Below are 11,064 nucleotides of genomic sequence, written 5' to 3' on the forward strand. Positions count from 1 at the left end.
TGCGGGAAGTGGGATTTGAACCCACGAAATCCTAAGATACTAGCCCCTCAAGCTAGCGCCGTTGGCCAGGCTTGGCGACTCCCGCAGCAAAATTCCATGGATGGTTTTTATAACCTTACTTGATTTTTGTCGTTGTGTTAATCCCAGTCAGATGTTTCACTTGTGGAAATCTAATTGCTGATAAATACGACGATTATCAAAACAGGATTAAAGCTGGAGAAGAGCCAATCAAAGTTTTAGATTCACTTGGTTTGAAAAGATACTGCTGTAGAAGAATGATGTTGACAACCGTAGAGACAATGCAACAAGTCATTCCATTCTACGAGGCAATCCAGAGACGTTACTTGGAAGTTCAATCTGAGCTAGAGTAGTTTGCCAAAGATCACATCGGTAAGAGGCAGACTGCTTTACAATAGTCGCGGTAGCAAGACAATCGAAATAGATGTCATTTCAGATAAAAAATATCTCGGTCGAGCCTGCGCGCCATCCGGTGCAAGTGTCGGGAAATACGAGGTACAAAGTTTTGCAGACAACAACCCAGAAAAAAGCCTACAAATCCTAAACAAGAATATAAAAAAATTTGTTGACCTAGACTCGGACGACCTAAAGTCAATTCAAAGAGAGATAAGAAAAATAGATTCCAGCAGTAATTACTCAAAAATTGGCGGTGCGGTGGCATATGCATTAACAATAGCCTCAATTGACTCTGCTGCAAAGGCAAGAGATGAGCCATTCTTTAAGGTAATTTCTCAGACAAAAAAATGGAGATTCCCATTCCCGCTAGGAAATATTCTTGGGGGAGGAGCCCATGCAGGCCCCGGGACTCCCGACATTCAAGAGATTTTGATCTGCTCAGTTGGGGCAAAGACGCCAAGGGAATCAATAGAGATGAACTTGGCAGTCCACAAGGAGCTTGGCAAAACACTCCAAAAAGACAATCCGCGATTTACCAACGGTAGAGGTGATGAGGGGGGATGGGCGCCAGAGATGGACAACGAAAAGGCATTAGAGATCTCTGCCCAGGCAATAGAAAATCTAGGCTACACACTAGGAAAAGAAGTTGCATTGGGTGTTGATTTTGCATCATCTACACAATGGGATGATAAAAAGAAAAAGTACGTTTACGACCGCGCCGGCTTTGAGAACACCCCGGAAGAGCAAATCGACTTTGCCGCAAACATCATAAAAAAATACAAGCTGATCTATGCCGAAGATGCGGTGCACGAGGAAGCATTTGATGACATGGCCATACTGGCAAATAAATTCCCAAAGACATTTGTCACAGGCGACGACCTGACAGTCACAAATCCAAAAATTCTGCAAAAGGCGGTAAAGAAAAAGTCATGCACCGGTGTCATTCTCAAGGTAAACCAGGCGGGAAGTCTCGATGATGCACTAGAGTTTGCACAGATTGCCTCCAAGAACAAAATAGGAATCATAACATCACATAGATCAGGCGAGTCCACAGATTACCAGATTTCTCATATTGGAGTTGCCACTGGTTCTAAAATGCTAAAGGTGGGCGTAGTGGGCGGCGAGAGAATAGCAAAACTAAATGAATTGATTCGTCTCTCAGAGCATGGTTTAATATCGGGTATGGCAGAGGTTTAAAATCGTAAAATGAGTCAGCAGACAGAACCGCAAGACATCAAGAAAAAGATCCTCTCCACAGGAATAAGAGTTGGAACTACTGTCAAGACTACCTTCATGCAACCATTTATCACAAAGGCAAGCCCTGAAGGACTCTACATGATTGACCTTGACCAAACATTGGCAAGAATCAAGACTGCAGCTAAATTCATCAACAGAATGGAACCATCACAAATCTTGGTTTGCTCTGGACGAGAATATGCAAGTACGCCAATTGAGAAATTCTGTGAAATCACCGGTGCTAGAAAGATGCTAAGCAGATTCATGCCGGGAACTCTGACCAACCCGTCATTACCGTATTACACTGAACCAAAATTAGTCATCATCTCTGATCCTCAAGTTGACTCGCAGGCAATCATAGAGGCAACAAATGCCGGAATTCCAGTCATCGGCGTATCAAACACAGACAATGTCACATCAAAAATCGACCTAGTCATTCCAGCAAACAACAGGGGTAGAAAGTCACTTGCCACGGTATTTTGGCTGTTGGCAAGAGAAATACTAATACAAAAAGGAAAGCTGGGCGAAAACGACCCAATGAAATACGAAATCGACGATTTCGAAACAAAGATTTCTGAAGAGGAACTAGAATAGATGCGAATTAGAACACCAGCAGTTGCTGGCATGTTCTATCCAAAAGAAAAATCAAAACTCGAGCAATCAATTAATAATTCCATATCAAGCGAGTTTGGAATAGGTCAAATTCATCAAAAAAAAGAAAAGATCTACGGAGCAATCTGTCCCCATGCAGGCTACATGTATTCGGGTCCTGTGGCCACTCATTCATTTGGGAGTATTGCAGTCCAAGACTTTGACACTGCCGTAATTTTGGGCCCAAACCACTGGGGAATTGGATGCAATATTGCCACGATGAGGGATTGTTATTGGGAGACCCCGCTAGGCCAAGTAGAAGTCGATTCAGATGGAGCAAAACAAATCAACGAAATTTCAAAAATAATTGAAATCGATTATTTTTCACATACACGAGAGCATAGCATCGAGGTTCAGGTGCCAATGCTAATGCAGTTTTACAAAAAGCCATTCAAAATATTGCCCATCATTCTAAATGATCAGGACCATGAATACATGCAGGAAGTGGGCAATGCCGTTGCCAAGCTTGCAAAAATAAGAAAGACCATCATAATTGGCTCATCCGACTTTACACATTATGAGTCAAACGAGTTTGCATACGAGCAGGACAAGGCACTCATCGAACCGATACTGAAATTAGATGTGGAAAAATTCTATAAAACATTGAATGAAAGGAGGGTAAGTGCGTGCGGATATGGAGCAATTGCCTCAACTATGATTGCATGCAAGGAACTGGGAGCAACACAAGGAAGACTACTCAAGTATGCAACAAGTGGCGATATTGCCGGAGACAAGAGCTCCGTTGTCGGATACGCATCAATCGTGTTTAGTTGAAGTCAATAGCGACTGCTCCTGCCAAAGTAATCTTGTTTGGCGAGCACTTTATTGTGTATGGTGGAAAGGCCATTTTGTGTGCAATAGACAAAAAAATAACAGTAGAATCAGAGCTTGTTAATTCCGGTACAATCGAGATAGATTCTGCACTTGGAACTATTTCCATACCAAAAAATGAGCCGATCAAAAATGTCGATGCGACGTTTAGGCCGGTGGTTTTTGTCGCCCAAAAAATCCTACAAAAATTCAATTCCAAATCTGGACTCAAAACAACAATACGATCAGAGATTCCGCCCGGTGTCGGCCTTGGTTCGTCGTCTGCGTGTTGTGTTGCCGCAACAAGCTCAATTTCTGGCCTTTTTGCAAAATTTTCCAAAGAGGAAATACTAGACATGGCACTGGAAGCAGAAAAGACGGTCTTTGAGAATGCTTCTGGTGCAGACACCGCAAGCTGCACCTTTGGCGGAATAATGGAGTACACAAAACAAGGAACAAAAAATCTGAATCTTGCACCCAAGTTTCAGCTAGTCATTGCCAATTCTAAGATGGTTCATTCTACCAGCGAGGTAGTATCGCGAGTAAAACAATTTAAGGAAAAACATCCCGACGAGTTTTCACTTCTCTGCCAGAACGAATCGGCGTTGATTGAAGCGTCATTGGAGGCCTTGAAGACAAACGATCTTGAAAAGATAGGTGAGAAAATGATCCTAAACCAAGCACACCTACAAAAAATAGGTGTGTCAAACCAAACCTTGGATTCAATGGTGCAATCAGTCAAAAACACATCCTATGGTGCAAAGTTGACTGGCGCCGGAGACGGTGGATGTATCGTGGTACTAGTTGACGAGTCCAATCTGAAGTACACACTTGATACACTATCCAAGTACGAATGCTTTGCAACAAAAATAGACACCGCCGGCGTCGAGCAAAAAGTATAGGCCCACTCAATACTTTTTAACTGACGCCATTTCTGAGGTCAATTATGATTCTCATCAAGCTTGGAGGCTCCATCATAACCAACAAGAAAAGACCTCTTTCTCCAAGAACAAAGACCATAGACGGCATTACAAGACATCTCAAAAAGATCTCAGAGCCCTTTATCATAGTACACGGCGGGGGATCTTTTGGCCATTATTGGTCTGTCAAATATGACATGCACACAAGACCTGCAAAATACGACTACCACGGTGTTGCCATAGTCAAAAACTCAATGATTCAGCTAAACAAGATAATTCTGGATTCCTTTGTAAAAAATAAGCTAAATCCATACTGCCTTCCACCAACTGACTTTATGGTAGGAAACAGGCCAATCACACCAAAGGTAAAAGAAGTCAAAAAAATTGCAGAGTCCAATTTGGTTCCAGTAACATTTGGCGATGCGTTGTGGTACGGCCAGAAAAAATCATACATCCTATCAGGAGACAGAATTATGAGCATTCTGGCAAAAACATTACGCCCAAGGCTCTCAATATTTGTCCTAAATGTGGACGGTTTGTATTACGATTTTAAGACAAAACGACTAATCCACGACATGAGGGATCAACAGGCATCAATACAAGACATACCAATGGATGTCACAGGCGGCATGAAGCGTAAAGTCGAAGAGGCAACCAAAATTTCCAAGATGGGATTAAAAGTCTTTTTTGTAAACGGAAACAAGCCGCAAAGAATAGTCGATTCTATTCAAAAAAGCAAGTTTGAGGGGACAGTATTTCGATAGAGACATGGCAGAAGAATTTCTTATCCTAGTTGATAGTAACGATAATCCAATAGGCACAGAGGAAAAGGTAAAGTGTCACCTTCCAAACGGCAAGCTCCACCGTGCATTTACGGTATTGCTCTTTGACAAAGACCATAGACTCTTACTTACAAGAAGGAGTGAAAGCAAGATGCTCTGGCCAGGAGACTGGGACGGCACGGTCGCAAGTCATCCAAGAAAGACAGAGACCTATGTGTCATCTGCAGAGAGAAGACTCCCAGAGGAAATTGGTGCCCAGTCCCAGCTTGACTATCTCTTCAAGTTCGAGTATCATGTTCCATACAAAGGTGTTGGATCGGAAAATGAGATCTGCGGTACACTAATCGGCCAAGTCTCAGATGATTTTCAAATGAAACTTGTCAAAGACGAAATCAGCGAAATAAAGTGGGTAGACGAAAAGGAATTGCTCTCAGATATTGAGAAGAACCCTCAGATTTATTGTCCGTGGATGCTAGTTGCCCTGTATTTTCTGTATGCATCAGATGAGGCAATGATTCAAAAACACAAACCAGTCTTTGACAAATGGATGAAACCGGAACTCAAGCATGTGTTGGAAAAATCACTCAAATACCACTTTCCCACAAACAACTGGAGGCTACTAAACTAATGGTGAAGACACTCCCGAGCACTGCAAAAAAGATCAATTCCTATCTAAAGTCAAATCTGGACGGCAGACCGGATGTTTTGTACAAGGCAGGAGCTCACCTAATTGTCAATGGCGGCAAGCGACTTCGTCCATATCTAGTATTGAAAAGCTGCCAAATGCTTGGTGGTTCTACAAAAGACGCACTTCCAGCAGCTGCTGCAATAGAAATGGTTCACAATTTTACTTTGGTTCACGACGATATCATGGATAATGATGAGATGCGACACGGTGTTCCAACTGTGCACACTAGATTTGGCATGCCGCTTGCAATACTTGCAGGAGACGTTTTGTTTTCAAAGGCATTTGAGATGGTTTCCACAGATAGTGTAAGAAATCCGCAGGTGTCATCAGGTCTTGTTGCAAGGCTTGCCAAGGCGTGCGTCGACGTGTGCGAAGGTCAAGTCCTTGACATCAAGATGGCAGAGGGAAAAAAGATCCCAACCGAGGCAGAATACATCACCATGATAGAAAAAAAGACATCTGCCCTTTTTGAGGTATCCTGCGCAATGGGTGCAATTTGTGCCAAAAAGCCGCACGACGTTGCAAACTTAGCATCATTTGGAAAAAACCTAGGCGTTTCATTTCAGATAACAGATGACTATATTGGAGTCTTGGGCGACCCCAAGATCACAAAAAAACCAGTAGGAAACGACCTGCGAGAGGGAAAGAAATCCCTGCCAATACTACTTTCAATACAAAAGGCTCACCCAAGTTCCAAGAAAATAATCCTTAACGCATTTGGAAATCCAAGGGCCGCAAAATCTGACATTTCAAAGGCAATAGAAGTTATGCGCGACCTGCACATAGAGCAAGAGGTAAGAAAGGTAGCACTGGATTACGCGCAAAAGGCAAAGGACTCTTTAGCAAAATATTCAGGTCCTGCAAAATCAGAAATGATTACGCTTTTGGATTTTGTTGTAACTAGGAGCCTGTAGATTGAGTGAGCAAGTAAGAGACAATATACTAAAGGCAGCACTACAAAACGCACTAGAGCACGGCAAAACCCAGGATAAAATAGTCCTAGGCAAAATTCTTGGAACAGAGCCGTCGCTTCGAACTCAGGTAAAGGAAATAATGCCATCCATAATCGAGATAGTAAATTCCGTAAACCAAATGTCGCAGGATCAAATCAAAAGGCAGATCCAGGATAGATTCCCAGACCTACTAGTAGAAAAACCAAAAAAACAAGAAGAGCGAGAAGGCTTGCCCCCACTCGAGGGTGCAGAGCACGGCAGAGTAGTAACGAGATTCCCCCCAGAGCCGAACGGATATCCGCATATTGGACACGCAAAGGCAGCCATAATCGATGAGGAATACGCCAAGATGTATGGCGGCAAGCTAATTTTGCGATTTGACGATACAAACCCAGAAGCCGAACGGCTGGAATATTACGCGGCAATCAAGGTTGGCCTTGACTGGCTTGAGGTAAAGTATGATCGAGTAAAGAACACATCGGATGACGTAGAACTACTCTACAAAAAATGTCAAGAGATGCTAGATGGCAACTATGCATATGTCTGCACGTGCAAACAAGAGACAATCTCTGCAAACAGGCGAGAGATGAAGCCATGCAAGTGCAGTATGGGCGAGCTTGAGCAAAACAAGGACAGATGGGATAAAATGTTTTCAAAATACGGACAAGGTGACGCCATAGTTCGATTCCGAGGAAATATGAGCTCAGAAAATACTGTGATGCGCGATCCAGTAATGTTTAGAATCATAGAAACAAAGCACCCGCTGCTTGGCGACAAGTACAGGGTCTGGCCAAGCTACGACTTTGCAGTGGCAATTGAGGACAGCATTGATGGGGTTACACATGCGTTTAGGACCAAGGAATATGAGCTGAGAAACGAGTTGTACTATACCATTTTGGATCTGCTAAAGATGAGAAAGCCAAAGGTAATCGAGTTCTCAAGGCTTGGCTTTGAGGGGATGCCAGTATCCAAGAGAGTTTTGCGACCATTAATTGAGGACGGCAAGGTCTCCGGGTATGATGATCCAAGGCTTCCAACGCTAGAGGCACTAAAAAGACGTGGAATAAGACAGGATGCAATTAGAAAATTCGTACTGTCGCTAGGATTTACAAAGGCAGACACACTAGCGCCGTTTGAAACCCTAGAGTCGTTTAACCGCAAAATAGTCGACCCGGAAAGCATACGACTTCACATGGTCAAAAATCCGGCCTCAATTAAGATCAAGGACTTACCATCAAGTACAATCACCATACCAAATCATCCGACCAAAGACATGGGCAAGCGCATGATAGAGCATGATGGTGGATTTTACGTAGAGTCAGAGGACGTAGATAAGCTAAAACCGGGTGATGCGATTCGTTTTATGGGCCTAGGCAATGTCAAAATAACAAGCCAGTCTCCACTGGAAGGTCAATATGTCGGAGATGAGCTTGGAACAGACATTCCCAAAGTTCACTGGGTCGCACAAAAAAATGTGCAGAAAATCAAGGTCCTCATTCCAAGCCAGCTCTTCATTGGTGAGGAATTTAATGCATCAAGCCTTCAGGAGATCAACGTTTTTACAGAACCCCACTATAACGAGCTAAAAGAGGGAAAGGAAATACAATTCGTAAGATTCGGATATTGCAGAAAGGATTCTATGCTGCAAGCAATTTACACACACAGGTGAGAAAACAATGAAGATTGGCAGATTTTTGATTGCAGGTAAGGAGACTTATGGATTTGTCAGGGACGGACAAATTGCAACAAAAGAAGAAATCATATCAAAAACAGGAATCCCAATTCCCTTATTAATTAAGGAATTTTTGTTTGACGGTTGGTATAAAGAAGTCGTATCGCAAAACCCCAAGCTGGATTATTCCGTAAAGTTATCTGATGCAAAGATCTTGGCTCCAATCCCAAATCCGCCAAAGGTGATCTGCCTTGCATTCAACTATGTGGATCACGCAAAAGAGCAGAACCTCACTCCTCCGACAGATCCCGCAATAGTGATAATTCCAAGGACTACTCTAAATGGCACGAATTCCGAGATTATCTGCCCTAGTTTTGTAAAGCAATTGGACTATGAAGTAGAGCTTGCAATTATCATATCCAAAGACTGCAAAAACATACAAGAAAAAGACGCAATGGACTCTATTTTTGGGTACATGGTCTTCAATGACGTATCGGCAAGGGACATCCAGGCACAAGACAAGCAGTTTGGGCGAGCAAAAGGATTCGACACATTTGCTCCGTGCGGACCATGGATTACAACTGCAGATGAAATCCCAGACCCGCAGAATCTCAAAATGACCACAAAGGTAAACGGAGTTTTGCGCCAAAATTCAAACACCACAAACATGTTCATAAAAATCCCATCAATTGTCGCAAAACTAAGCAGGGTGATGACGCTAGAGTGCGGAGACATCATATCTACTGGAACTCCAGCCGGGGTGATGTTAAACAAGCCAGATGCAATATTCCTTAAGGACGGGGATAAAATAGAGATGGAAATAGAAAAAATAGGTAAGCTGGAAAATACTGTCCGATTCGTGCACTAGATTTTTAAGAAATACCAAAACATCACAGAATAATGGGCAAAATCATCGTGGGCAAGACATCAGATATTCCACCAGGAAAGATGACGAAGGTAACCGCGGACGGACGAGAGATCCTAGTTGTAAATATTGATGGGAATTATTTTGCCTGTGATGACACATGCACACATGCAGGAGCAAGTCTTTCGGAAGGAGTCTTGGAGGGTGGAATTATCACGTGTGGGTGGCATGGCGCCAAATTCAACTGCATGAGCGGCAAGCTGGAAAAATTTCCAGCCAAAATCAAAGACCTAAAGTCACATAGAACAATAATAGAATCAGACAATGTTTTTGTGGAGTTCTAGGGTGTAGACTTTAAAACTAGTGTAAATATTACAAAATTTGAACATGGTAGACAAAAAGGCTCAAAACCAAAAATCACTCGAAATGGCAATCCAGACGCTGACACAGGTTGCCTCAAGTCCTACCACACCAAAGAACATCAAAAAGAATCTGACAGACTTGATTACCAATCTTAAGGCAGGCCAAGACCCAGTCTCCATTAGAGCTGCAAACGCAATATCCCAAATTGATGACGTTACGCAAGACCCGAATCTGCCTTCATACGTGCGAGTTACGCTGTGGCAAGCAGTATCAACTCTAGAGAGTATTAGGGATTAAATTTCCCCAAAGCGTATTTTCAGTGTGAAAATAGAAGAATACATTTCGTCATTGCCAGATTCAATAATTTCAGGCCAAGAAGTTCAGCTATTAGATGATTCATTGCGAGAGATTTTCAAGTTTGCAGGCCTTGGTGCAAACGATATCTTCTATCACTTGGGATGTGGAACAGGGAACAGCCTGCAAATAGCTGCAAAAGAATTTGGAGCCAGAGCAGTCGGAATCGATAACAACCGGGAAAAAATCTCACAGATAAAAAAAGATCCAATGATTACATCATTTCACCAAGACATAACGGATGCAGACATGCCAGATGCAACAATAATCCTGTTTTGGTTCTCCGATGAGGCCATAATTGCAAAGATGCTTGAAAAATTCTCCAATCTGAGGCCAGGGTGCAAGATTATCACCATTTTTGATCCGTTGCCCGGAGTAATCCCAAACAAGGTCAGCTTTCCATATTTATTGCACCAGACGCCGTTTATTCAGGCAAAGAATCTCAAGGACCAGATTAAGGTAGTCTTTGACACAGAATGCATTGACTTCACCACCGCATGGGAGCATGCTGAGCGATACACCAAAGCGGTGGGCTCCCCAGACGCAGGAAACGATAGATTTCTGACCATACTACAAACAATAATGATCTGGATAAATGCAAAAAATCTCGGACTGGCCTGCACTCAGGAGATTCCGGCGCCTGTCAAGGCCTATATCGAGATTCTGGATAATTTTTTTAACATAGAGGTAAGGCACCTTATAAAATAGTGAACCTTTTATTTTTCAGCTACATAAGCAATCCATGCGAGTCAACATCAACGTTTCTGCTACAGATTACGACAAGTCTAGTAAGGAGATAATCAGGACATTATCAGGCCTAGAGGAAATGGTTCATGAAAAAGACGGCTTTACCATTACCGATTCGGAATTTGCGTTTGGCTGGCATTTTTACGTAGTCTCTGTGCGCTCTGATTTGGTGCAAAAATTAGCCGACCAAATGGGGCCTGATTTTTACAAGCTAAAGGGCAAGGGAAGTGAAAAAAAGTTTCTCTCCTGGCTTACGCAAAAAATGGAAAAGACCAGCCTTCGGGTAAAGTTTGCCATCAAAGAAGAGATGGAATCAAGCAAGTATGGAATCTTTTAGGGACTAAGAAGAATTTCGATCCGTCCAGAGATTTTTGCTGCATCTAACGCCTCACCTAGTTTGTCGTCCAGTCGGTAGATGTCCCTAATTTGCTTGTCTGAACGTGTTTTCATAGGACAATAATGCGTCCCGTGGGAGTTAAACAAAAGGTGTAGGCCCTCGAGGGGAATCGAACCCCTGTCCGGGGATCCACAGTCCCCTATACTAGCCACTGTACTACGAAGGCCGCAAAATCTTAAGCCGGCAGATCCACTATTAACCTAACTACAGCT

14 protein-coding genes and 2 tRNA genes are annotated in these 11,064 nt (G+C 43.0%); 14 read left to right on the forward strand and 2 right to left on the reverse strand.

The genetic code is table 11. The features are described from left to right. Positions 1 to 85: transfer RNA gene (locus FJ354_06715), tRNA-Leu, on the reverse strand. Between the two features lie 49 nt (positions 86 to 134). Here FJ354_06715 and FJ354_06720 point away from each other — a divergent pair. The 14 genes from FJ354_06720 to FJ354_06785 are packed head-to-tail and all read left to right on the forward strand — an operon-like array spanning position 135 to position 10,792. After that, entirely contained in the window at positions 135 to 371 is a 237-nt protein-coding gene (locus FJ354_06720) for a DNA-directed RNA polymerase subunit N (GenBank protein MBM3906346.1), read from the forward strand. A gap of 1 nt (position 372) precedes the next feature. Further along, positions 373 to 1,611 (forward strand): enolase, encoded by a 1,239-nt coding sequence (locus FJ354_06725; GenBank protein MBM3906347.1) that lies wholly within the window; start codon positions 373 to 375, stop codon positions 1,609 to 1,611. A 9-nt stretch (positions 1,612 to 1,620) separates the two neighbouring features. Further along, positions 1,621 to 2,244, forward strand: coding sequence for a 30S ribosomal protein S2 (locus tag FJ354_06730; GenBank protein MBM3906348.1), 624 nt, complete (start codon positions 1,621 to 1,623; stop codon positions 2,242 to 2,244). Continuing rightward, positions 2,245 to 3,075 carry an MEMO1 family protein gene (locus tag FJ354_06735; GenBank protein MBM3906349.1) on the forward strand — a complete coding sequence of 277 codons (831 nt, stop codon included), beginning with the start codon at positions 2,245 to 2,247 and terminating at the stop codon, positions 3,073 to 3,075. Then, complete coding sequence (gene mvk, locus FJ354_06740; protein MBM3906350.1) at positions 3,072 to 4,013, forward strand: mevalonate kinase; 942 nt, start codon at positions 3,072 to 3,074, stop codon at positions 4,011 to 4,013. Before FJ354_06735 ends, mvk begins: the two co-directional genes overlap by 4 nt. A gap of 44 nt (positions 4,014 to 4,057) precedes the next feature. Beyond that, positions 4,058 to 4,795: a gamma-glutamyl kinase gene (locus tag FJ354_06745; protein ID MBM3906351.1), complete on the forward strand. Its 738-nt coding sequence runs from the start codon at positions 4,058 to 4,060 to the stop codon at positions 4,793 to 4,795. A gap of 4 nt (positions 4,796 to 4,799) precedes the next feature. Beyond that, a complete protein-coding gene (locus FJ354_06750) occupies positions 4,800 to 5,441 on the forward strand; it encodes an isopentenyl-diphosphate Delta-isomerase (protein MBM3906352.1) in 642 nt (213 codons plus the stop codon). Then, on the forward strand, positions 5,441 to 6,415 hold the full coding sequence (locus FJ354_06755; GenBank protein ID MBM3906353.1) for a polyprenyl synthetase family protein: 975 nt from the start codon (positions 5,441 to 5,443) through the stop codon (positions 6,413 to 6,415). The genes FJ354_06750 and FJ354_06755 overlap by 1 nt, the downstream gene beginning before the upstream one ends. Position 6,416: 1 nt before the next feature. Further along, the gene (locus FJ354_06760) at positions 6,417 to 8,123 is read left to right on the forward strand and encodes a glutamate--tRNA ligase (GenBank protein ID MBM3906354.1); all 1,707 of its coding nucleotides are present in this window, start codon (positions 6,417 to 6,419) and stop codon (positions 8,121 to 8,123) included. A 7-nt stretch (positions 8,124 to 8,130) separates the two neighbouring features. After that, positions 8,131 to 8,994 carry a fumarylacetoacetate hydrolase family protein gene (locus FJ354_06765; GenBank protein MBM3906355.1) on the forward strand — a complete coding sequence of 288 codons (864 nt, stop codon included), beginning with the start codon at positions 8,131 to 8,133 and terminating at the stop codon, positions 8,992 to 8,994. A 32-nt stretch (positions 8,995 to 9,026) separates the two neighbouring features. Continuing rightward, positions 9,027 to 9,335, forward strand: a complete 309-nt coding sequence (locus FJ354_06770; GenBank protein ID MBM3906356.1) for a non-heme iron oxygenase ferredoxin subunit — start codon at positions 9,027 to 9,029, stop codon at positions 9,333 to 9,335. A 43-nt stretch (positions 9,336 to 9,378) separates the two neighbouring features. Continuing rightward, the gene (locus tag FJ354_06775; GenBank protein ID MBM3906357.1) at positions 9,379 to 9,651 is read left to right on the forward strand and encodes a hypothetical protein; all 273 of its coding nucleotides are present in this window, start codon (positions 9,379 to 9,381) and stop codon (positions 9,649 to 9,651) included. Positions 9,652 to 9,675: 24 nt separating this feature from the next. After that, positions 9,676 to 10,416, forward strand: a complete 741-nt coding sequence (locus FJ354_06780; protein ID MBM3906358.1) for a class I SAM-dependent methyltransferase — start codon at positions 9,676 to 9,678, stop codon at positions 10,414 to 10,416. Between the two features lie 34 nt (positions 10,417 to 10,450). Continuing rightward, entirely contained in the window at positions 10,451 to 10,792 is a 342-nt protein-coding gene (locus tag FJ354_06785; GenBank protein MBM3906359.1) for a hypothetical protein, read from the forward strand. A 154-nt stretch (positions 10,793 to 10,946) separates the two neighbouring features. Here the strand turns inward: FJ354_06785 and FJ354_06790 are convergent. Further along, positions 10,947 to 11,018: transfer RNA gene (locus tag FJ354_06790), tRNA-His, on the reverse strand. Positions 11,019 to 11,064: the final 46 nt, after the last annotated feature.

The sequence above is a fragment of the Nitrososphaerota archaeon genome (assembly GCA_016872055.1).
Classification (GTDB): domain Archaea; phylum Thermoproteota; class Nitrososphaeria; order Nitrososphaerales; family Nitrosopumilaceae; genus Nitrosotenuis.

Excerpts from the sequence above, each read along its gene's own strand:
- FJ354_06785 (MBM3906359.1), top strand. The coding sequence starts at position 10,451 with ATGCGAGTCAACATCAACGTTTCTGCTACAGATTACGACAAGTCTAGT.
- FJ354_06735 (MBM3906349.1), top strand. The coding sequence starts at position 2,245 with ATGCGAATTAGAACACCAGCAGTTGCTGGCATGTTCTATCCAAAAGAA.
- FJ354_06730 (MBM3906348.1), top strand. The coding sequence starts at position 1,621 with ATGAGTCAGCAGACAGAACCGCAAGACATCAAGAAAAAGATCCTCTCC.
- FJ354_06755 (MBM3906353.1), top strand. The coding sequence starts at position 5,441 with ATGGTGAAGACACTCCCGAGCACTGCAAAAAAGATCAATTCCTATCTA.
- FJ354_06765 (MBM3906355.1), top strand. The coding sequence starts at position 8,131 with ATGAAGATTGGCAGATTTTTGATTGCAGGTAAGGAGACTTATGGATTT.
- FJ354_06770 (MBM3906356.1), top strand. The coding sequence starts at position 9,027 with ATGGGCAAAATCATCGTGGGCAAGACATCAGATATTCCACCAGGAAAG.
- FJ354_06750 (MBM3906352.1), top strand. The coding sequence starts at position 4,800 with ATGGCAGAAGAATTTCTTATCCTAGTTGATAGTAACGATAATCCAATA.
- FJ354_06775 (MBM3906357.1), top strand. The coding sequence starts at position 9,379 with ATGGTAGACAAAAAGGCTCAAAACCAAAAATCACTCGAAATGGCAATC.
- FJ354_06745 (MBM3906351.1), top strand. The coding sequence starts at position 4,058 with ATGATTCTCATCAAGCTTGGAGGCTCCATCATAACCAACAAGAAAAGA.